17 protein-coding genes, 1 tRNA gene and 4 pseudogenes are annotated in these 20,302 nt (G+C 59.9%); 17 read left to right on the top strand and 5 right to left on the bottom strand.

All coding sequences use genetic code 11. The features are described 5' to 3' along the window. Positions 1-6 precede the first annotated feature (6 nt). The 9 genes and pseudogenes from RA167_RS06375 (at position 7) to RA167_RS06335 (ending at position 10,314) form a co-directional block, all read left to right on the top strand. A complete protein-coding gene (locus RA167_RS06375) occupies positions 7-675 on the top strand; it encodes a hypothetical protein (protein WP_076784909.1) in 669 nt (222 codons plus the stop codon). Positions 676-817: 142 nt separating this feature from the next. Then, positions 818-2,401 (top strand): glutamine-hydrolyzing GMP synthase, encoded by a 1,584-nt coding sequence (gene guaA / locus RA167_RS06370; RefSeq protein ID WP_076784908.1) that lies wholly within the window; start codon positions 818-820, stop codon positions 2,399-2,401. 73 nt (positions 2,402-2,474) lie between these two features. Continuing rightward, positions 2,475-2,843 (top strand): conjugal transfer transcriptional regulator TraJ, encoded by a 369-nt coding sequence (gene traJ, locus RA167_RS06365; protein WP_217697083.1) that lies wholly within the window; start codon positions 2,475-2,477, stop codon positions 2,841-2,843. A gap of 565 nt (positions 2,844-3,408) precedes the next feature. Then, positions 3,409-3,498 (top strand): annotated as a pseudogene (locus RA167_RS06360) (DNA-binding protein); the annotation flags it as partial. 58 nt (positions 3,499-3,556) lie between these two features. Then, positions 3,557-6,325 (top strand): class I SAM-dependent DNA methyltransferase, encoded by a 2,769-nt coding sequence (locus RA167_RS06355; protein WP_076784907.1) that lies wholly within the window; start codon positions 3,557-3,559, stop codon positions 6,323-6,325. Beyond that, entirely contained in the window at positions 6,322-8,376 is a 2,055-nt protein-coding gene (locus tag RA167_RS06350) for a DEAD/DEAH box helicase (RefSeq protein WP_076784906.1), read from the top strand. The genes RA167_RS06355 and RA167_RS06350 overlap by 4 nt, the downstream gene beginning before the upstream one ends. Then, positions 8,369-9,553, top strand: a complete 1,185-nt coding sequence (locus RA167_RS06345) for a GIY-YIG nuclease family protein (RefSeq protein WP_076784905.1) — start codon at positions 8,369-8,371, stop codon at positions 9,551-9,553. The genes RA167_RS06350 and RA167_RS06345 overlap by 8 nt, the downstream gene beginning before the upstream one ends. 117 nt (positions 9,554-9,670) lie before the next feature. Continuing rightward, the gene (locus RA167_RS06340; RefSeq protein ID WP_076784904.1) at positions 9,671-9,889 is read left to right on the top strand and encodes a FitA-like ribbon-helix-helix domain-containing protein; all 219 of its coding nucleotides are present in this window, start codon (positions 9,671-9,673) and stop codon (positions 9,887-9,889) included. Next, positions 9,886-10,314, top strand: a complete 429-nt coding sequence (locus RA167_RS06335; protein WP_076784903.1) for a type II toxin-antitoxin system VapC family toxin — start codon at positions 9,886-9,888, stop codon at positions 10,312-10,314. Before RA167_RS06340 ends, RA167_RS06335 begins: the two co-directional genes overlap by 4 nt. A gap of 30 nt (positions 10,315-10,344) precedes the next feature. On the opposite strand, the pseudogene RA167_RS06330 reads toward RA167_RS06335, so the two are convergent. Beyond that, a pseudogene (locus RA167_RS06330) lies at positions 10,345-10,533 on the bottom strand (transposase); the annotation flags it as partial. A 264-nt stretch (positions 10,534-10,797) separates the two neighbouring features. Further along, entirely contained in the window at positions 10,798-11,706 is a 909-nt protein-coding gene (locus RA167_RS06325) for an AraC family transcriptional regulator (protein WP_076787138.1), read from the bottom strand. Between the two features lie 301 nt (positions 11,707-12,007). Between RA167_RS06325 and RA167_RS06320 the strand changes: the two are divergent. Then, positions 12,008-12,121, top strand: a pseudogene (locus RA167_RS06320) (oxidoreductase); the annotation flags it as partial. A 27-nt stretch (positions 12,122-12,148) separates the two neighbouring features. Beyond that, positions 12,149-12,910, top strand: a complete 762-nt coding sequence (locus RA167_RS06315) for an SDR family NAD(P)-dependent oxidoreductase (protein ID WP_076784902.1) — start codon at positions 12,149-12,151, stop codon at positions 12,908-12,910. Between the two features lie 62 nt (positions 12,911-12,972). Here RA167_RS06315 and RA167_RS06310 read toward each other — a convergent pair whose 3' ends face one another. Next, complete coding sequence (locus RA167_RS06310; RefSeq protein ID WP_175972390.1) at positions 12,973-13,140, bottom strand: hypothetical protein; 168 nt, start codon at positions 13,138-13,140, stop codon at positions 12,973-12,975. A gap of 143 nt (positions 13,141-13,283) precedes the next feature. Here RA167_RS06310 and RA167_RS06305 point away from each other — a divergent pair, with 143 nt between their 5' ends. From RA167_RS06305 to RA167_RS06290, 4 genes and pseudogenes are all read left to right on the top strand, one after another. Continuing rightward, entirely contained in the window at positions 13,284-13,700 is a 417-nt protein-coding gene (locus RA167_RS06305) for a nuclear transport factor 2 family protein (protein WP_076784901.1), read from the top strand. A gap of 176 nt (positions 13,701-13,876) precedes the next feature. Further along, positions 13,877-14,200 carry a hypothetical protein gene (locus RA167_RS06300; protein ID WP_076784900.1) on the top strand — a complete coding sequence of 108 codons (324 nt, stop codon included), beginning with the start codon at positions 13,877-13,879 and terminating at the stop codon, positions 14,198-14,200. A gap of 284 nt (positions 14,201-14,484) precedes the next feature. After that, positions 14,485-14,664 (top strand): annotated as a pseudogene (locus RA167_RS06295) (aldehyde dehydrogenase family protein); the annotation flags it as partial. Positions 14,665-14,743: 79 nt separating this feature from the next. After that, the gene (locus tag RA167_RS06290; RefSeq protein ID WP_076784899.1) at positions 14,744-15,874 is read left to right on the top strand and encodes an NAD(P)-dependent alcohol dehydrogenase; all 1,131 of its coding nucleotides are present in this window, start codon (positions 14,744-14,746) and stop codon (positions 15,872-15,874) included. 377 nt (positions 15,875-16,251) lie between these two features. Here the strand turns inward: RA167_RS06290 and RA167_RS06285 are convergent. Then, positions 16,252-16,342 (bottom strand) — tRNA-Ser (locus RA167_RS06285). 337 nt (positions 16,343-16,679) lie between these two features. Between RA167_RS06285 and RA167_RS06280 the strand changes: the two genes are divergently transcribed. Beyond that, positions 16,680-17,207, top strand: coding sequence for a phospholipase D-like domain-containing protein (locus RA167_RS06280; RefSeq protein ID WP_076784898.1), 528 nt, complete (start codon positions 16,680-16,682; stop codon positions 17,205-17,207). Positions 17,208-17,345: 138 nt separating this feature from the next. Here RA167_RS06280 and RA167_RS06275 read toward each other — a convergent pair whose 3' ends face one another. Next, a complete protein-coding gene (locus tag RA167_RS06275) occupies positions 17,346-19,703 on the bottom strand; it encodes a heavy metal translocating P-type ATPase (RefSeq protein WP_370642945.1) in 2,358 nt (785 codons plus the stop codon). An 80-nt stretch (positions 19,704-19,783) separates the two neighbouring features. On the opposite strand from RA167_RS06275, the gene cadR reads away from it, so the two are divergent. Next, positions 19,784-20,215: a Cd(II)/Pb(II)-responsive transcriptional regulator gene (gene cadR / locus RA167_RS06270; protein ID WP_076787137.1), complete on the top strand. Its 432-nt coding sequence runs from the start codon at positions 19,784-19,786 to the stop codon at positions 20,213-20,215. Positions 20,216-20,302 lie beyond the last annotated feature (87 nt).

The raw sequence follows: 20,302 nt of genomic DNA, 5'->3' as shown, positions 1-20,302 counted from the left end.
GAACGCATGAAAGCCCTGTTGCGCGCGGTACTGATTGTTGATGCGCTGGTGACGGCGGCATTCGGTCTGTTGATGTTCGCGACCCCGTGGCGGTTGCTGTACGACACACTGCAGTTGGTGCAAGTGTCGCCAGCGATGGTGGGACAGTTATTCGGCATCGTGCTGTTAGCGCTGGCCGGATTGCAATTGCGCGCAGCGATTCATGGCGCGCTGACCGCGCCGGTTGCCGGCGCTAGTGGCCACGCGCTGTGGGTCTGTGGCGTGCTGATGCTCGTCTGGCTGGTCGCGGTGCGTTCACCGTCGCTGGCCGGCCTCGGTCTTTGGATCGGACCACTGGTAGGTGTTGCGTTGCTGCTGTATGGGCTGATCAACGTCCGGCTGGCCGCCTCGGTACGGCGGCGCGACCGGGCGGCCGCGCAGGGCGCAGCCTCCGCGGAGCGTGCGCGCAAACGTGCCGCCGCGACGGCGACGATGACACCGGCGCAGGCCGCAGACGTGCCGACCAGTCCAGCGAAATCAGCTGACCGGACGCCGGTGGCGCCGACGACGACGCGGTCCAGTGCATCGCCACCCAACGCATCGCCAACCACCGCGTCGATACCCGCGGGTAGTCCCAGGGCCGACGAACGTCGCGAGCCGCTCGTGCGCGGCGACAATGACGCAGATCGCGGCTGAACGGCGCCTAAAATTGCGGCTGAACGGCGTTCCGATACCCGCCTGGAACGTGCCTCCCGCTGTATTGCGCGCCGTGCTGTCGTCGGCTCCGTGCACAGCGCAGCTCGTCCCATTTTCACCCTATTGAGATTCACCCATTGCCATGCATGACAAGATCCTGATCCTCGACTTTGGCTCCCAGGTCACACAGTTGATCGCGCGCCGTGTGCGCGAGGCGCATGTCTACTCCGAGGTTCATCCCTACGATGTTGATGACGCATTCGTGCGCGAATTCAAGCCAAAAGGGGTGATTTTGTCCGGCGGTCCAAATTCGGTCACCGACACGGATGCGCCCCGCGTGCCGCAGGCTGTGTTTGATCTAGGCGTGCCGGTATTGGGCATTTGTTACGGCATGCAGGCGATGGCGTTGCAACTCGGCGGCAAGGTCGAACTCGGTCACGTGCGCGAGTTCGGCTACGCTGAGGTACGTGCGCGCAACCATACGAAGCTGCTGGAGGCGATCGAGGATTTTACGACACCGGAAGGCCATGGCATGCTGAAGGTCTGGATGAGCCACGGTGACAAGGTGATCGAGATGCCGCCCGGCTTCAAGCTCATGGCCTCGACCGAATCATGTCCGATTGCGGCGATGGCCGATGAGGATCGCCGGTTCTACGGATTGCAGTGGCATCCGGAAGTCACGCATACGCTCAAGGGCCGCGACATGTTGAACCGGTTCGTGCTCGAGTTGTGCGGCGCGAAGCCGGATTGGGAAATGGGGCACTACATCGCCGAGGCGGTAGAGCAGATCCGTGCGCAGGTCGGTAATGAGCGAGTGATTCTCGGATTGTCTGGCGGCGTGGATTCATCGGTTGCGGCGGCATTGCTACACCGCGCGATCGGCGATCAGTTGACGTGCGTATTCGTCGACCACGGCTTGTTGCGTCTCAACGAAGCAGAGCAAGTCATGGAGACGTTCGGACGGCACCTCGGGGTAAAGGTGATTCACGTCGACGCCAGCGACGCATTCATGAATAAGCTGGCCGGCGTGACGGATCCGGAGCACAAGCGCAAGATCATCGGTGCGGAATTCGTCGAGGTGTTCCAGAACGAGGCCCGCAAGCTGACCGACGCGAAATGGCTTGCGCAAGGCACGATCTATCCGGATGTGATCGAATCGGCGGGCAAAGGCAAGAAGGGCGCACACACGATCAAGAGCCACCACAACGTGGGTGGATTACCGGAGACGCTGAATCTGAAACTGCTCGAGCCGCTGCGCGAGTTGTTCAAAGACGAGGTGCGCGAGCTTGGCGTCAAGCTCGGCTTGCCGCCGTCGATGGTGTATCGGCATCCCTTCCCCGGGCCGGGGCTGGGCGTGCGGATCCTGGGCGAGGTCAAACGCGAGTTCGCCGATCTGCTGCGCAAAGCCGATGCGATCTTTATCGAAACGTTGCGCACGACGATGGATCCGGATAGCGGCAAGTCGTGGTATGAGTTGACCAGCCAAGCGTTTGCAGTCTTTCTGCCGGTGCGCAGCGTCGGCGTGATGGGCGATGGCCGCACGTATGACTATGTCGTCGCGTTGCGCGCGGTGCAGACGCACGATTTCATGACCGCGCATTGGGCACATTTGCCGCATGAATTGCTTGGGCGTGTGTCGAATCGCATCATTAATGAGGTGCAGGGCATCAATCGTGTGGTGTACGATATTTCGGGTAAGCCGCCGGCGACGATTGAGTGGGAGTGATCCCGCGTCCGGCATAGAACGACACCAAATAGCACGAAACCACTTCTAAGCCCGCGTAAATGCGGGCTTGAGGATGGAGACATACGAGGTAGATGCTGCCCGCAAACGTCGCCGGCATTTGCGGGTGTCGGTGTTCCCGAACGAAACGCAAGCCATTGAAGAGAATGCGAAGCGCGCAGGCATGAGCGTCGCCCGCTATCTGCGTGAAGTCGGCCAGGGCTACAAGATCATTGACGTCGTGGACTATGAGCACGTCCGCGAGCTGGCCCGCATCAACGGCGATCTTAGCCGCCTGGGCGGCCTGCTAAAACTCTGGCTTACTGATGACCCGCGTACAGCGCGGCTCGGTGACGCGACGGTCCAGTGGCGATCCGCTTGCCCAGTACGGCCCGGAACTGCATCCATGCAGGAGCGTCGTTGTTTTCGGTGCTCATTGGTCTAGCTCCTTCACTAGTTCGCTGTACCGTTTCGCGGCTATGTCCAGTTCGGCGCGCAGGGCCTTGTACCTGATACGCCCGGGCCGGTGGGGCGGCTGAGGCCGGTAAGGATATTATTCTTACCGTATTTGAGCGTTTGAGTTGATGAGTAAATTTAGCCGCTAAAAACGGCAGCGCTGAAATTGTCTTGAAAGCTCATTAATGAAAAACCAACCGCTGTCAGGTTTAGTCTAGTTCACTGGAGCTAATCATCCGCCCGAATGTGGGCTGAATAAGCTTCAGTACGCTTTACTAATCCAGCGATGGAGTGCTGCGATACGGCGGAGCAAAGGAGAGGGGGAAGGCCTTTCAGGTCGAGTTGTCCGGTAGCTTGGGAGTTCTGTTGGGCGCTATTCGATGGCGGTGGTCTTTTGGCCGATTTTTTATCCGCCAATCTCTAGATTGCACGATCCCAAAGGCGCAGCAGCGCCACCCAGCGAGCCTGCCGCCAGGCTGAGCGCAGGCCGATCCGTGGCTTCGCGGCTTTGAGATTCAGGGCTCTTTGGAGTAGACAGGATGGTAAACTTGGCCAAGCTGGGCGGCACCTGGCGGTTTCGCCGCACTGAGTTGGATCGTTGGATTGCCGCGCAGATAGCCGAGAAAAAGCAGGATAAGACATGAGCGCTCAGCAAAACCACAGCATCTCAGCGGCCTCGCCAAGAGAGGGAGCTGCACGCCCATGAACGCTGTAGAAATTGAACAAGCGATCACAGACCTTGCGGAGCAGCCTTTCGACCCCGCAGAGTTCCCCTATGCCTTTCTTGAGGCCTTCGGCAACAAGGCGACGACCATCAAGCGCCTTCGCGCTGGAGCGTCGAACAAGTCCGACTTGGGCGGCGTCCTCCAGACTAGCAACATCCACATCCTGACCTGCGATGCTGGGCGGGTGACGCAGACGTTGGCCGATCTCAAGGCCAGTCCGGCGACGTCCAAGGCTAAGGCGAAGTTCATCCTCGCCACTGACGGCGCGGACTTCGAGGCCGAAGATCTGACCAGTGGCGAGACCATCGCCTGTGCCTTCAAGGACTTTCCCGATCACTTCGGCTTCTTCCTGCCGCTGGCGGGCATCAGCACCGTCCGCCAGATTAGTGAAAACGCCTTCGACATCCGGGCTACCAGCCGTCTGAATCGCCTGTACGTCGAGCTGCTGAAAGACAACCCCGCATGGGGCACGGCGGAACGCCGCCATGACATGAACAACCTCATGGCGCGGCTCATCTTCTGCTTCTTCGCTGAGGACACCGATATTTTCGTCGGCAGGGGCCGATTCACCGAAACCGTCGCGCAGATGAGTGCCAAGGACTCGTCGAACACGCACGAAGTCATCGCCACGCTGTTCCGCGCCATGAATACCAAGCGCGAGGACCGGGCAGCCGCCAAAATTCCCCGGTGGGCCGAAGACTTTCCTTACGTCAATGGGCAGTTGTTCTCCGGCGGCGATGAGGTGCCGCGATTCAGCAAGATTGCCCGGTCCTACCTGCTGCACGTCGGCGGTCTGGACTGGACCAAGATCAATCCTGACATCTTCGGCTCGATGATCCAGGCCGTTGCTGAGGACCAGGAGCGCGGCGAGTTGGGGATGCACTACACCAGCGTTCCCAACATCCTGAAGGTGCTGAATCCGCTGTTCCTCGACGACCTGCGGGCGAAGCTAGAGGAAGCGGGCGACAACGCTCGCGTGTTGCTCAATCTACGCAAGCGCATTGCCAAGATCAGGGTCTTCGACCCGGCTTGCGGTTCGGGCAACTTTCTGGTCATCGCCTACAAGGAAATGCGCGCCATCGAGGCCGAGATCAACCGACGGCGCGGCGAGTCGAATCGTGCATCGGAAATCCCGCTCACCAACTTTCGCGGGATCGAGCTGCGCGACTTTCCGGCGGAGATCGCCCGCCTTGCGCTGGTCATCGCCGAGTATCAGTGCGACGTACTATACCGGGGTCAGAAGCTAGCCTTGGCCGAGTTCCTGCCCCTGCGCAACGAAAACTGGATCACCTGCGGCAACGCTCTGCGGCTCGATTGGTTGAGCATCTGCCCGCCGACTGGGACCGGCGTAAAGGTGCAGGCAGATGACCTTTTCCAGACGCCGCTTAATCAGGCAGAGATCGATTTCGAGAACGAAGGCGGCGAGACGTACATTTGCGGCAATCCGCCCTATGTCGGTAGCTCAAAGCAGTCGAAGCCTCAAAAGGCCGACATCCAGCGACTCTTCGAGTCTAGCGAGATCAAATACAAGAACCTCGACTACATAGCAGGCTGGTTTTGGCTTGCGTCGAAATTCTGTAAGGCTGTACGTGGTGGGGCAGCGTTTGTGACAACCAACTCCATCTGTCAGGGCGAGCAGGTCTATTTGCTATGGCCGACGTTGCTTGCGCATGGAGTGGAAATATACTTTGCGCAGACTTCGTTCAAGTGGAGCAATCTCGCAACGAACAACGCCGGAGTCACCTGCGTCATTGTCGGCATTCGTGCAATCCAGTCCGGTCGTAAGTTCATTTACTTCGACGGAACAAGAAAAGACGTAGCGCGAATTAATCCATATCTTTTGGAGTTTGCCGACGTATTTATTCCTAGACATGGGGAATCCATATCATGTCTACCCCGGATGCTAAAAGGAAACCAGCCTACAGATGGTGGAAACTTAATCCTCGCTCCTTGGGAGAAGCGTGACTTACTCCGAATCAGCCCAGAGGCGGCGGGCTTCGTTCGAAAGCTGTATGGCTCTAAAGAACTTATAGATGGCGCTGATAGGTATTGCATCTGGATTGAGGACTATCAACTAGGCGCTGCGAAGAGTATTCCACAGATCGCCCGCCGTTTAGCTGGTGTTACTCAAGCGCGCCTCCAAAGCCCGGCCGAGTCAACGCGCAAACGCGCAGACGACGCACACCGCTTCATCCAAATCCAAGACTACGGAAAGCGTGCCATCGTCGTACCCGAAGTGTCGTCTGAGAAGCGGGAATACATTCCCTGCGGGATTATTGACGCAGAATGTATTGCCACAAATAAGCTGTTTACAATCTACGAACCCGATATTTATGTATTTGCTCTTTGCTCGTCCCGACTTCATCGAGTTTGGGCAGAGACAGTGTGCGGAAAGTTAGAAGAACGCATTAGTTACTCCAACGTGCTCGGCTACAACACGTTTCCGGTGCCGACTCTAACCGAGAAGAACAAGGCGGACCTTAGGCGCTGCGCCGAGGATATCTTGCTGGCGCGAGAGCGTCACTTCCCGGCGACCATCGCCGACCTCTACGACCCCGACAAGATGCCTGCCGAACTCCGGGCGGTGCATGAGCGCAACGACGAGGTGCTAGAGCGCATCTACATCGGTCGCCGCTTCAAGAACGATACCGAGCGGCTGGAAAAGCTGTTTGACCTCTACACCAAGATGACCGCTGCGGCTGCGCCGGCCAAGGGCAAGAAGAGCAAAGCGGGAGCCAACGCATGAGCGACAAAATCAAGTCCGTACCGTCCGTTTCCGTCACTTACGCCCGCAATGGCGCATCGACCAAGGCCAATGCCTTTGGCATGCGACCCATGCAAGAGCGAGCCTACGAGAAGCGCGGCGAGCAATATCTGCTCATCAAGTCGCCACCGGCTTCGGGCAAGAGCCGTGCGCTGATGTTCGTGGCGCTCGACAAGCTTAAGAACCAGGGCCTCAAGCAGGCCATCATCGTTGTGCCCGAGAAGTCCATCGGCGCCAGCTTCAACGACGAGCCGCTGGCAAAGTACGGCTTCTGGTCCGACTGGCATGTTGAACCCAAGTGGAACCTGTGCAACGCGCCGGGCAACGACAACGGCGGCAAGGTCAAGTCCCTGGGTGTGTTCCTCGAAGGCGAGGACAAGGTACTGGTTTGCACTCACGCCACCTTCCGCTTCGCGGTCGATGCCTATGGCGTGGAGGCTTTCGACGACCGCCTGATCGCAGTCGATGAATTTCACCACGTTTCGGCCAACCCCGACAACAAGTTGGGCACGCATCTGGGCCAGTTCATCGCGCGGGGTAAGACGCACATCGTCGCCATGACCGGCTCCTACTTCCGGGGTGATGCCGAGGCCGTGCTCGCCCCGTCGGATGAGTCGAAGTTCGATACCGTCACCTACACCTACTACGAACAGCTCAACGGCTACGAGTACCTCAAGCAACTTGATATCGGCTACTTCTTCTACAGCGGGTCTTACGTCGATAACATCCTCAACGTCCTCGACCCGGCCGAGAAGACCATCATCCATATTCCCAACATCAATTCGCGCGAGAGCACGAAGGATAAGATGCGCGAGGTGGAACACATCATCGAGGCGCTGGGGGAGTGGCAGGGCATCGACGCCGCCACCGGCTTCCAGCTCGTCAAGCGCCCCGATGGCCGTATGCTGCGCATTGCCGATCTGGTCGATGACAATGCCACGAAGCGTGACCGGGTTTCCGCCGCGCTGAAAGACCTTGCGCAAAAGGACAACCGGAACCATGTGGACATCATCATCGCGCTGGGCATGGCGAAGGAGGGCTTCGACTGGATTTGGTGCGAACATGCGCTGACCGTCGGCTATCGTGCCAGCCTGACCGAGATCGTGCAGATCATCGGCCGTGCTACCCGCGATGCGCCGGGCAAGACTCGCGCAAGGTTCACCAACCTGATCGCCGAGCCGGATGCAACCGAGGCAGCCGTTACCGAGGCCGTCAACGATACGTTAAAGGCCATCGCGGCAAGCCTGCTGATGGAGCAGGTTCTTGCTCCGCGCTTCGAGTTTCAGCCCAAAAACTCCGACAGCGGCCCGACGCCGGGCTTTAACTATGGCGAGGGTGGCTACGACCCGGACCGCTGCAATATCGGTGTCAATGAGCAGACAGGGACTTACCAGATCGAGATCAAGGGCCTCGCAGAGTCCAAGAGCAAAGAGGCAGCGCGCATCTGCCAGGAAGACTTGAACGAAGTCATCGCAGCTTTCGTGCAGGACAAGCCCACCATCGAACGTGGTCTGTTCGACGAAGAGTTGGTGCCCGAGGAGCTGACGCAGGTTCGCCTGGGCAAGATCATCAAGGACAAGTATCCCGAGCTTGACGCTGAGGATCAGGAGGCCGTGCGCCAGCACGCCATCGCCGCCCTCAACCTCACGCAACAGGCCAAGCGGCTTGTCACCGAAGGCGAGGGTGAAGGATCGCCCAACACCGCCCTGCTCGACGGCGTGCGTCGCTTCGCGATGGACGTGCGCGAGCTGGACATCGACCTTATCGACCGCATCAACCCCTTTGGCGAAGCCTATGCCATCCTCGCCAAGACCATGAGCGAGGACAGCTTGAAGCAGGTCACGGCGGCCATCTCGGCCAAGCGCACCTCAATCACGTCTGAAGATGCCAAAGTGATCGCCAAGCGCGCTGTTGCGTTCAAACGCGAGCGTGGGCGGGCTCCATCGGTGACCTCGCAGGACGCCTGGGAAAAGCATCTTGCCGAAGGCGCGGCCGCCTTCATGCGTTTCAGGGCGGAGGGGCGCTATGAGTAACTCTGATCTTGACGACCTGGCGGCAGAGCTGGCCGAGTTCGCAACGCCTGAGAAGAAAAATGGACGCCCAGCCAGCGAGGAGCGTGTCATCGCTGGCTTCGAGGAAATCCAACGCTTCACCGAGCAGCATGGGCGGGCGCCGCAGCATGGTGAAGACCGCGACATATTCGAGCGCCTATACGCCGTGCGGCTCGACCGTCTACGCGCGCTCCCGGATTGCCGCGCCTTGCTTGAGCCGCTAGACCATCAGGGCTTGCTTGCCGGGGCGCCGACCGTTGCCGCTTCGGCGGACGAAACCATCGACATCGACGACCTGGCTGCCGAGCTGGCGGATGTTGCCGACGCGAACGATATCACGGTTTTACGCCATGTCCGCACCAGCGCCGAAAAGCGCGCTGCCGACGAGATTGCGGATCGCAAGCCCTGCGAGGACTTCGAGACTTTCCGACCCTTGTTCGAGCGCGTGCAAGGGGAAGTCAAAACCGGTATGCGCCAGTTCCAGCCCATAGAAGCGGGCCGCCGTGCGATTGAAGCCGGGGACTTTTTCGTTCTCGATGGCCTTACGCTCTACGTCTCTGAGGTCGGCGAGCCGCTGAAGACGACCGCCGGGGAGGTGGACCGCCGCCTGCGCCTCATCTTTGCCAACGGCACCGAGAGCAATTTGCTGCTGCGCTCGCTCCAGCGTGCGTTCTACAACGACCCGGCCGCGCGGCGGCTGGCTTCACCTGAGAGCGGGCAACTTTCCTTCGGCGGCGAGCTTGAAGCCGATGATGTCGAAAGCGGCACGATCTACGTCCTGTGCTCCCTATCCGATCATCCCTATGTCGCACAGCACCGCGACATCATTCACAAGATGGGCGTGACCGGTGGCAGAGTGGAGACGCGCATCGCTAACGCCGAACACGACTCCACCTACCTGCTGGCGAAGGTCGAAGTGGTGGCGACTTACAAGCTCGCGGGCATTAACCGCACACGGATGGAGAACCTGTTCCACAAGCTGTTTGCGCCCGCGAGGTTGAATATCACAATTAATGACCGCTTTGGTCATCCCGTGCAGCCGGAGGAGTGGTTTCTCGTTCCGCTGTTCGTCATTGATGAGGCCGTCGCGCGCATCAAGGATGGCAGCATCACCGGCTACATCTACGATCCCAGTGCCGCGAAGCTGGTGAAGGCATAGGACCGACAACCCGGCGGTCCCGCTGGAAGCAGGACATCTTCGCGGCCCGTACCGCGATCAGGGGGAAGGGAGGTGCGGCAGTTGGTCAGAGACCGTCGCCGCAGCGCTGGATGAGAAGTGCACCGCGCTCTGTGCCTGCGAGCCGCCGTGCATGGCCGCAGCACAGAGGCGGAGGTCCGCGAGATTCTTGAAAATGCGGTGAAGTCGGAAAAGCGTGTCCGCATGGGCGACGCGCTGGCGGAGCTTGGCCGCCGCGTGGGGTTAACGAACGATGATTTCGCACTGTTAGACCAGGTACGCGACAAGATGCCGGCGGAGCCGGTGGGGTTTGAATGATCGTCTTGGACACGAATGTCGTCTCCGAGGCGATGAAACCCGAACCCGATCCGGCCGTGCGGGCCTGGTTGAATGAGCAGGTGGCGGAAACCCTTTACCTTTCCAGTGTGACGTTGGCCGAGTTGCTGTTTGGCATCGGTGTGCTTCCGGACGGGAGGCGCAAGAAGGGCCCGGGCGTAGCCTTGGACGGCTTGCTCGAGCTGTTTGGCGAGCGCGTGTTGACATTCGATACCGAAGCGGCTCGCCACTATGCCGAGCTGGCGGTGAAGGCCCGTACGGCCGAAAAGGGTTTTCCGACGCCAGACGGATATATTGGTGCTATTGCGGTCTCCAAAGGATTTATCGTAGCAACACGCGATACCAGTCCCTTCGAGGCGGCCGGGCTTACTGTTATCAACCCTTGGGATTACCAGTCAATCCAGTGAATACCTGACACCGTGATTTCCTAGAGCGTGTTATGCACTTTGCAAGATGGGCGCGGCATGAACGCGCATGAGCATGGCAAAGACGGCGAAATGCAAGCCGACGAGCGTTTCAGGCAAACGCTCGTCGTCGCGAGCGAGTCTTCAAAAGCGATTGAGCCATCCGAGACTGCGCTCGACGACCCATCGGCGCGGCAGCAGGATAAAGCCCTTCTTTGCCTCTGACCACGCTCTAGTGCGAAGGGGGGAAATGAGCATAGTCGGTCCAGATATCAGAGTTGATCGATGCGCGCTAGCGACCCACTGCTGCTGCTAGCAAAGGATTCGCAAATGTCACAATGCTGGCTCAAAATAAGCACCCGTCAACAGGCCGAATTGGCAAGATTGTCCGGTTCCAGCGTGGGAGCGCTTGAGGTACCTCCAGACCGATTTATCAAGATGCCATCGACCTTTGTTCGCGCCCTGGTCCGTAAATAGGCGTTCCCGTCAATTAGGCGCTGCAAAAACGTCGAGTTGGGTTGCGGGCGACAGTGCGAACGAAGCTCGCATATCCCGCGCTTCCTCGACGGGCGAGCGTCCAAAAAACCGCTTGAACTCCCGACTGAACTGAGATGGGCTCTCGTAGCCCGCGCGCGCCGACGCGGACGCAGCCGTCAAGCCGTCGCGGATCATCATCAGCCGAGCCTGATGCAAACGTGTCGATTTGATATATTGGATCGGCGAGGTGAGCGTGACGGCGCGAAAGTTGGCATGAAAAGCTGGCACGCTCATCCCAGCTTCGTTTGCGAGAGAGCTGACATCCAATGGCTGGGCATAGTCGGCGTGGATCCGGCGCAGCGCCTTCGCCACTCTTCCAAATCGCCCCTGATGGGCGAGTGCTGTCCTCAGCGCTCCGCCTTGCTGCCCGACCAGCACCCGATAGCAAATTTCACGAACGATCGTGGGCCCTAATACCTGTGCATCAAGGGGTGACGTCAATGCCCGAAGCAGGCGGAAGGTGGCATCGGCCAAATCGCCGTCCAACGGCGTCGATAAGATTCCAAGCGGCGCTTCTTGCTGATGGCAACCTGACTGATCGATCATCAGAATGAGGTCGGCCAACTCGGTCAAGTCGAGCCGCAGCGATACGGCCAGCATTGGTTCCGACTCGCTCGCCTCAGTTTCCGTGGAGAACGGCAATGGCACCGACAAGACAAGGTAGTGCTGTGCATCGTAAACATAGACTTGATCGCCAAGGAACCCCAGCTTGCGGCCCTGGCAGACGATCACAATACTCGGCTCATATAACACGGGCGTGCGCCCTAACGGCCGGTTAGAGCGCATGAACCGCACGCTTTCCAGGGCGGACTGCGTGTATCCCTCGTTCGGCGCCAGCCGCTCGAGCAGGTTCACCATCTTTACGGAAATCGGATCGTCGGTAGCTGTCACGAGGGTCTTTCCTGGCGGCTGAGGCGAAGAAAATTGTAACCGCTCTAATCGATGGGCACGCCTCTATTTTGATAGGAATAGGCAATACCGTCATCGTCACGTGTATTCGCGCTCGCGCCCGCGGTTTTTAAGATGGGTCATCGGCTGCACGGTTCAGCTTAGGTGCCGGAAGACGCCGCAACCGCTACCTCGTCCGTTCATGGAAAGGGCACACGGCTTCTTCATCAAGCGAACCTCCACAGCTTATGAAATGGGGCACACAGCATGACGCATCGCGCTGACACCCGACGCGATAGCGCGTGCCGTGGCCTATGCGATTGAGCAGCCGGCTGACGTTGACGTCAGCGAGATCGTGGTGCGCCCGACCGCAAGCCCCTATTGAAATTTTTATCCCCTCAGGAGCATTCTCATGACTTCACAAACTTCCGCCATGCAGTCTTTCGACGGCAAGATCGCTATCGTCACCGGCGCCGCCAGCGGCATTGGGCTCGCCACCACGGAACTGCTGCATGCTCAAGGCGCCAGCGTGATCGCCGTTGACCGGTGCGCCGATGTCCAAGCGTTGACCAGGCCGGGAATTATCCCGCTCATTGCCGACGTCGCGCACGAGGAAAGTGCGGTACGCGCGGTGGCTACCGCAATGCAGCAGTTTGGTAAGCTCGACATTCTAGTCAACAACGCCGCGATCATCATCAACAAACTAGTCGTTGACATGACGCTCGAGGACTGGAATCGCGTGCAGGCCGTGAATGCCACGGGCGCATTCCTGTTCTCGCGTGAGGCCATGCGCGCGATGATGCCGGCGCGCACAGGCGCCATCGTCAACGTGGGTTCATACGCTTGCTACCAGGCGTTCCCGCTTATCGCTGCATACGCAGCGTCCAAAGGCGCGCTAGCCCAGTTGACGCGTGCCATGTCGCTTGAGGCGATCGATCATGGCATTCGCGTCAATGCGGTAGGGTCCGGCGACGCGGTAACGAATATCACGAACCACATTCACAAGGATGGTCCCGCATTCCTCGCCGAGCATGGCAAGAATGCGCCGATCAGACGCGCGGCGCAGCCGCGCGAAATTGCCGAAGTGATCGCCTTTCTGGCGTCCGACAAAGCCAGCTATATCGTCGGCGCAGTCGTGATGGCAGATGGTGGAATGAGCGTGGCGCTCAAGTAACGCTAGGCCTAGCACTCCATTTCATGGTTGCTTGAATGTCATTCAATTCAGGGCATTTGAGCTCACGGCGATGCCGTCTTGACGTGTGGATCCCATCGACCAAGCAATGCATCGCAAAACTCGAGTGCGCGGTTGCCGATTAGTCGATGGGCGATCAGAATCCGATGTTCCATTTCCTCAAGAACCTTGCAATGTCCGGAGACCTTCTTCAGGAACGCGCTACTACTCAAGGAGTTGCAATGGCTAAGGTCCCGATCCTCTATTACTCTTCGTATGGCCACATCGAAGCGATGGCCCGCCACATGCTCGTAGTGGGTGGGGCATGACCATCGGCAGCTTCGAGATTTAATCAACTTTTGACCCAGGAAATACCATGAGCACCGCCGCTGAATTGCTACAGCAGCACCTCCATTTGCTTGTTGACGACAATGCTGCGTGGCAGAAGCTGATTGCCGACGACATAGTGTGGGAATTGCCCTACGCAGTTGGTATCGGACATCCAACCCGGCTTAACGGCCGGGAAGAGGTTTTTAGCCACGCCTCCTGGTTCGTTGGCGCGGTCGCTGATTTCCGTTTCTTTGATCTGCGTATTGTCGCTGGGGCGAAGCCCCAGCACGCAGTTGCGCAGGTATGCGCCGAAGGCTTGATCAAACCGACCGGCCGAGTGTATCGGCAGGAGTACGTGGTGTTTTTGGATGCGCGGGCAGGCAAGATCGTGCATCTGCGCGAATATTTTGATCCGATACAGGCCGCGAAGGCGCTCGACGCTGCCATTGTCGGCCTTGACTGAACAGCGGTATTGACCACCTATGGAAAAGCTCGTGAAAGCTATCCGTGTTGCAGCCTACGGCGGTCCCGAATTGCTCGTGCTGCAGAGCGTTGAAGAGCCGCGTGCCGACGATGGAGGTGCTGATCGACATGGCTAGCACCGCAGTCAACTCGGTCGACTAAAGGATAGCCACGGGCATGATGAAGGCGTTCATTCCCCTGCCGTTGCCTTTTACCCCGGGCGTAGACGCGGCAGGAACGGTCATTGCGCATGGACGCAACGTGCTTGAAGCAGGCGGTATTCTCACTACGGTCCTGACCGCGTGGCAGGCACTGCATGACCACGGCAATCTGCGCGCCGGACAGAAAGTCCTGATTCACGGCGCGGTGGGCAGCGTGGGCGGTGCCGCTGTGCAAGTCGCGAAGATTGCCGGGGCGGGAGTCGTTGCTATGGCATTGGCACGCAACCTTGAATACGTCAAATCTGGGTGCATCGACGGTTATCGACTATGCCGCGGATGATTTCGAGCGAACGGTGCGTGGCGTCGATATCGTGCTCCATCTCGTGGGAGGCGATACGCAATCGTGAAGTAAGGCTCGCCGTGCGGCACCGTTGCCGGCGCCACGGCTGTACGGGAACCTTAGCAAACATCCACATCGCTTCCCACTCAGACATTGATGAGAGGCGTGTGTCACATTTTGTATGCGATAGGTTTGCCATGCTATTCGTCGTGCCTGCAATCCCCCGAAGGCCTGCACGCATTGCAATACGCGAGCTGCGACTGCCGTTCGGCGCCGGGGATGGCGAGTATGGTCTGTCGATGGCGATTGTGTCCAGCGATGTCGGGCGCGCCTTCAAGCTGGGCGAGCGCCTGCGCGCGGGCTTGCTGCACATCAACGATCAGACCATCAACGACGAGGTGGTCACTCCGTTTGACGGCGTCGGCGCATCGGGCAACGGCCGCAGTATCGGCGGCCCGGCAAACTAGGAGGAGTTCACTCAAGGGCAGTGGCTGACCGTTAAGGGACAGGCATCTGCCTGCCTACTCTGAAGAGGACTAGACCATGAATGCGTCGACAGGTTTGCACAATATCACGGTGGCGGTGGCACGTGCTCCGCAACAGCCTTTCACCATCGAACCGGCGCGCATCCGGGGGCCACAGGGGGACGAAGTTCTGGTGCGTGTGGTTGCCACTGGCCTGTGCCACACTGACCTAATCATGCGTGACCAGCACTACCCTGTACCGCTGCCGGCGGTACTCGGCCATGAAGGCGCGGGGATCGTCGAGCAGGTCGGCCCGACCGTCAAGAACTTGAAGGCCGGTGACCATGTGGTGCTGACCTACGGCGCCTGCGGTCATTGCAACCCTTGCGCCAGCGGCCACAAAGCTTACTGCAAGGATTTCTATCCGCTTAACTTCGGGAGCAGCGATGCCCATGGCCATACCGCGCTGCAGACACCCGAGGGCGAACCGCTACACGATCATTTCTTCGCCCAGTCCTCTTTTGCCACCTACGCGCTCGCGCGCGAGCACAACGCCATCAAGGTGCCCACTGATGCCCCGCTGGAGTTGCTCGGTCCCCTGGGATGTGGCATCCAGACCGGCGCAGGCGCGGTGATCAATTCGATGAAGGTGCGCCTGGGTAGCAGCTTTGCCGCCTATGGCGCCGGTGCGGTGGGGTTAAGCGCGGTGATGGCCGCACGCGTGGTAGGTGTGACCACCATCATTGCTATTGATGTCGTGTCTTCGCGGCTGGAACTGGCGAGAGAACTGGGGGCCACCCATACGGTGAACAGCCGAGAGGCTAATATTGTCGAGGCAGTACGTGAGATAACCGGCAGCGGCGCCGATTTCGCACTCGAATCCACTGGAAGGCCGGAAGTGCTCGAAGCTGGCATCGAGGCGCTGAGTGGCTTAGGCACCATCGGTATTGTCGGTGCGCCAAAGCTTGGCACCCGGGCCACCTTCGACGTCAACAATCTGCTGCTGGGCGGGCGTAGCATCCGTGGCATCGTCGAGGGCGACAGCGTACCTTCGGTGTTCATCCCTCAGTTAGTCAAGCTCTATCAGCAGGGCCGGTTCCCATTCGACCGCCTGGTCAAGTTCTATTCTCTAGAACAGATCAATCAGGCCGCTGAAGACAGTACCAAGGGGGTCACCCTAAAGCCCATCCTGCGCATGGCCGCGAACTGAGCGGTGCACGTCGATGTGTCCGGGAGAACAGGAAGAGGTCGGTGATAGTTGCCGTACTCGTAGAGCGTCTTGGACTTGAGCTTGTCCCTCTGTGAGTAACATAGCTGGATGAGCTTCTCGACCGAGATGCCGCCTTTTGCATTTTCTTCGAGAGCTTAATGGCTGCGGCATGCGCAAACACCGGCTCCTCGGTGTTCAAACACACGCGCCGCTCCTTGCGGCGACCGTGCTCGGTTTTAGTGCATGGGGAAATCGTAGACACCGTGCCGGCGTCTTGCAACGCGGGAGGAACTTCCATAGTGCGGATATCCCCAATCAGGGAGACTATGGCGAGAGCCGATTGAAAAACGTCCTGGGCTCAATCGATTAGGTGTCGGTGGCGGAGAGAGGGGGATTCGAACCCCCGATAGGCTATTAACCTATACACGCTTTCCAGGCGTGCGACTTAAACCACTCATCCATCTCTCCGAGAACAAGCGATTTTACCAGCATCGAAAATGCTAAACAAGGAGGCGGTGTTAGATTTGTCAGCGCAACGTGAGAATGTTCGGTCCGTGCAAAGTAAGCATGCATGCGCGGCGCAGCCGGGCCTCTAACTGGGCGCTGGGTTCCGGCGATGTCCGTCGGCAACGAAATGTAAACCAGCATGCCGCCCCCGCATCGCTAACTAAACGTTATACGAACTATTTCGTCCAGCGTGGTCGCTAGGTACATGGACCGGCAGTCGTTTGTCGTAGGGTTTAGCCGAACTGGGATGCGAAAGGACGTTCTCGTGGGACAACATATCCGGCTAAAATCGCCGCCCATGAAAGTACTGATCCATTGTCTCGTGGCCCTCGCGTGCGCCACAACCCTTACCGAAGCGGCGCCCCTGCGCATTCAGAACGCGACGGTCGATACGTATTTCTCACCGGATGGCGGAGCGGGCGCCGCCGCGGCGGCGCTGATCGACGGTGCCAAGCGCCGGGTCTGGCTGGCTGGCTATGCATTCACGTCACCCGACATCGCAAAGGCCTTGCGCAACGCCCGTGTGCGCGGTGTCCAGGTGCGCGTGGTATTGGACAAATCTAACGAGACCGGCAAATATAGTGGGGCAACCTATCTGGCTAATGCCGGCATCGACGTGCGGATCGACTCGCGCTATCCCATCATGCACCACAAGTTCATCGTGGTGGACGATGTGGTAGCGTTTGGTTCGATGAACTTTACCCGGGCGGGTGACCGCAAGAACGCGGAGAATTTCAACGTGTTTCGTGGTGCGCCGGCGCTGGCCAGCGCCTACGCCGCAGAGTTTGATCGACTGTATGCCGAATCCGCCCCATACCGCCGCTAAAGCGGGCGCACGCGTGGCGGATTGCCGTCAGCGGCTGGCCGCATCATGCGCCCGATCGAGTAATGCGAGGGCGGCAGCGGGATTCGTCCATGAGATTGCATCGCAGCTCCGTGTCAATGGAGCTGCGATGCAGTCCGCCTAGCGACGCAACAGCCGGAGCCCGTTGCCCACGACCAACAGGCTTGCACCGACATCGGCGAATACGGCCATCCACATCGTACCGTAGCCGGCCAGCGTGAGCGCCAGAAATGCGCCCTTGAGCCCCAGCGCGACAACGATGTTCTGCGTTAGGATGCGACGCGTGGCCTTCGATAGCCGGATGAATACGGCAACCTTGCGCAGATCATCGTCCATCAGTGCGACGTCGGCGGTCTCGATCGCGGCGCCAGCGCCTAATGCGCCCATGGCAAAGCCGATATCGGCGCGCGCGAGCGCAGGCGCGTCGTTGATGCCATCACCCACCATACCCACCGCATGGCGCGTTCCGGTCAGTGACTCAATCGCGCGGCGCTTGTCGTCTGGCAATTGGTTGCCGCGAACCTCGTCGATGCCGGCCTGGGCCGCGATGGTCTGCGCGGTATGCGGATTATCGCCACTCAGGATGAGCGTGCGCACGCCGAGTCGATGCAACTGTGCAACAGCCTCGCGACTGGTGGGCTTCAGGGTGTCGGCAAGCGCGAATAAGGCGAGAACGCGGCGTTCGTCCATGAGCATCACGACCGTCTTACCTTGCCGCTCCAAGCTGTCCAGCTTCGCATCGAGCTTCGCATAGCGGCATCCGAGCGTTTCAGCCAGGCGGCGGTTGCCGAGCCAGTAGCGCACGCCGTCGATAGTGCCGTGCACGCCGCGTCCGGGCAGCGCGCCAAAGTCGTCGACGACCAAGTGTTGCGGGCCGGCGGCACCGGCGGCGGCGATCGCGGCGGAGACAGGATGGTCTGAGCGGGCGGCAAGACTCGTCGCCAACTGGCGACAGCGCGCGGCATCCACTGTCGCACATGGCTCAAAATCGGTTTGCTGCGGACGCCCCACGGTTAGGGTACCGGTCTTGTCCAGTGCGAGCCATGCCAGGCGGTGCCCTTGTTCCAGGTAGCGGCCGCCTTTGACTAGGATGCCGTGGCGGGCGGCGACCGCCAGCGCGCTGACAATCGTGACAGGGGTGGAGATGACTAGCGCGCATGGGCAGGCGATGACCAGTAGCACCAGTGCTTTGTAGACCGACGCCGTCCACGCGGCATGGCCAAGCAGCGGCGGCACGGCCGCGACCAGCAGTGCCAATGCCAACACGACCGGCGTGTACACGCTCGCAAAGCGGTCGACAAAACGTTGAATCGGCGCCTTGGACGCCTGTGCTTGCTCGACCGCTTGCACAATGCGGGCCAGCGTGCTTTGCGTGGCGGGGAAGGTGACGCGATAGTCGAAAGAACCCGATGTATTGAGCGTCCCAGCATACACCGCGTCGCCGACCTGCTTGTCCACCGGCAGGCTCTCGCCGGTGATCGAGGCTTGATCGACCGCTGAGCGGCCCGACACGATACAGCCATCAAGCGCAATCCGCTCGCCTGGCTTCACGCGCACCCGTGCACCGGTTGGCACGGTGCGCGCGTCTACGACGCGCCAACTGCCGTCGGCTTGTTGCACGCTCGCCTTATCGGGCGCGAGCGCAACCAGACGCTCGATCGCACGTCGTGCGCGCTCCAGCGAAGCAGCCTCGATGCGTTCGGCGATCGTAAACAACACCATCACCATAGCGGCTTCCGGCCATTGACCCAGCGCGAAGGCGCCGGTCACCGCGACGCTCATCAACGCGTTGATGTTCAGGTTACCGTGACGAATCGCGATCCAGCCTTTGTGGTAGGTGCGCAGGCCAGCACCGAGCACGGCGAGCGCCGCGAGCGCCGCCGTAGTCCAGTCGGGTGCACCCAGCCAGGTCAACGCCTCAGCCGACAGCGCGGCAATGCCGGCCGCCACGAGCGGCCAGCGCCGTGCTGTATGCGTATGCGCCGGCGGCGGCACGGTGCGCGTATCGTCATGCGGTTGTATTTCGGGGGTGAAGCCGAGTGAAGCGAGCGCGGCGACGATGTCGTCCAACGCGTCGCGCGGGTGCTCAACGGTCAATACACGTTGCAACAGGTTGAACTCGAGACTTTCGGCGGGAACGATCGTGTGCAGCTTCGAACGGATCAACGTTTCCTCAGTCGGGCAGTCCATTTGCCGAATAAGGATGCGCGTGCGTACCGTGTCGGTAGCGGCCATCTCGTCGCCGTCGCGCGCGCGTGCCGCCGAAGACGAATCTGCACCTGGGCTGTAGGCTGCCTGCGTAACGGCATCGGCATGGCAAATATCGGCGTGCGACCGGTTGCCGGTGTGCGGGCTGGCACAGCATGTGTCGTGCTCCCGGGTGGTGGCATGGGCATGGCACGGCGCTTGCGAGCGGCGCTCATGCTCGATATCGACTGATGTCGCTTGTGGGCTTCTGGCGAAGTGGCGATCGACCATGCTGGATTCCTCAGGTGATTTATGCTGTAGTACACACCTTGAAGCCGCTTTAAGGTCAAGCGGATCTATGCGGGACAATGATGAAAATTGGTGAATTGGCAAAGCGGGCCGGGTGCACGCCCGAAACAGTCCGCTTCTACGAGAAAGAAGGGTTGCTGCCGGTGGCGGCGCGCACAGGCGCCAATTACCGCGCATACGGCGAAGCGCATTTGGACCGTTTGCGCTTCGTGCGCAATTGCCGAGCACTGGACATGACGCATGACGAGATTCGTGTGTTGCTGCAGGCCGCGGACGCTCCGGCGCGCGATTGTGGCGCGATCGATGCGCTCGTCGATGAGCATTTGCGGCACGTCAGCATGCGAATCGACGAACTGCAGCAGCTGCGCGCACAATTGAGCGCGCTCCGCGAGCGGTGTCACGGCGCGCGGTCCGTTCAGGATTGTGGCATCATGCGCGGTTTGGCAGCCATGGACGGTCCTACTCATGTATCGAGGCAGACTCATCTGGGATGAACGCGCGATGCAAGAGTTGAGCCAATCAGCCCTGTCCCTGATGAGCGGTTTTTCCCGACGCGCTTGCCGTCCGAATCATCCCGTTCT

It is taken from the genome of Mycetohabitans endofungorum, from assembly GCF_037477895.1.
Lineage (GTDB): Bacteria > Pseudomonadota > Gammaproteobacteria > Burkholderiales > Burkholderiaceae > Mycetohabitans.
This window is presented reverse-complemented; position numbering and strand designations above follow the sequence as displayed.

What these genes read in the sequence shown, in the direction of transcription:
- RA167_RS06375 (WP_076784909.1), top strand. Translation starts at nt 7, where the DNA reads ATGAAAGCCCTGTTGCGCGCGGTACTGATTGTTGATGCGCTGGTGACG.
- guaA (WP_076784908.1), top strand. Translation starts at nt 818, where the DNA reads ATGCATGACAAGATCCTGATCCTCGACTTTGGCTCCCAGGTCACACAG.
- traJ (WP_217697083.1), top strand. Translation starts at nt 2,475, where the DNA reads ATGGAGACATACGAGGTAGATGCTGCCCGCAAACGTCGCCGGCATTTG.
- RA167_RS06355 (WP_076784907.1), top strand. Translation starts at nt 3,557, where the DNA reads ATGAACGCTGTAGAAATTGAACAAGCGATCACAGACCTTGCGGAGCAG.
- RA167_RS06350 (WP_076784906.1), top strand. Translation starts at nt 6,322, where the DNA reads ATGAGCGACAAAATCAAGTCCGTACCGTCCGTTTCCGTCACTTACGCC.
- RA167_RS06345 (WP_076784905.1), top strand. Translation starts at nt 8,369, where the DNA reads ATGAGTAACTCTGATCTTGACGACCTGGCGGCAGAGCTGGCCGAGTTC.
- RA167_RS06335 (WP_076784903.1), top strand. Translation starts at nt 9,886, where the DNA reads ATGATCGTCTTGGACACGAATGTCGTCTCCGAGGCGATGAAACCCGAA.
- RA167_RS06325 (WP_076787138.1), bottom strand. Translation starts at nt 11,706, where the DNA reads ATGGTGAACCTGCTCGAGCGGCTGGCGCCGAACGAGGGATACACGCAG.
- RA167_RS06315 (WP_076784902.1), top strand. Translation starts at nt 12,149, where the DNA reads ATGACTTCACAAACTTCCGCCATGCAGTCTTTCGACGGCAAGATCGCT.
- RA167_RS06305 (WP_076784901.1), top strand. Translation starts at nt 13,284, where the DNA reads ATGAGCACCGCCGCTGAATTGCTACAGCAGCACCTCCATTTGCTTGTT.
- RA167_RS06300 (WP_076784900.1), top strand. Translation starts at nt 13,877, where the DNA reads ATGATGAAGGCGTTCATTCCCCTGCCGTTGCCTTTTACCCCGGGCGTA.
- RA167_RS06290 (WP_076784899.1), top strand. Translation starts at nt 14,744, where the DNA reads ATGAATGCGTCGACAGGTTTGCACAATATCACGGTGGCGGTGGCACGT.
- RA167_RS06280 (WP_076784898.1), top strand. Translation starts at nt 16,680, where the DNA reads ATGAAAGTACTGATCCATTGTCTCGTGGCCCTCGCGTGCGCCACAACC.
- RA167_RS06275 (WP_370642945.1), bottom strand. Translation starts at nt 19,703, where the DNA reads ATGGTCGATCGCCACTTCGCCAGAAGCCCACAAGCGACATCAGTCGAT.
- cadR (WP_076787137.1), top strand. Translation starts at nt 19,784, where the DNA reads ATGAAAATTGGTGAATTGGCAAAGCGGGCCGGGTGCACGCCCGAAACA.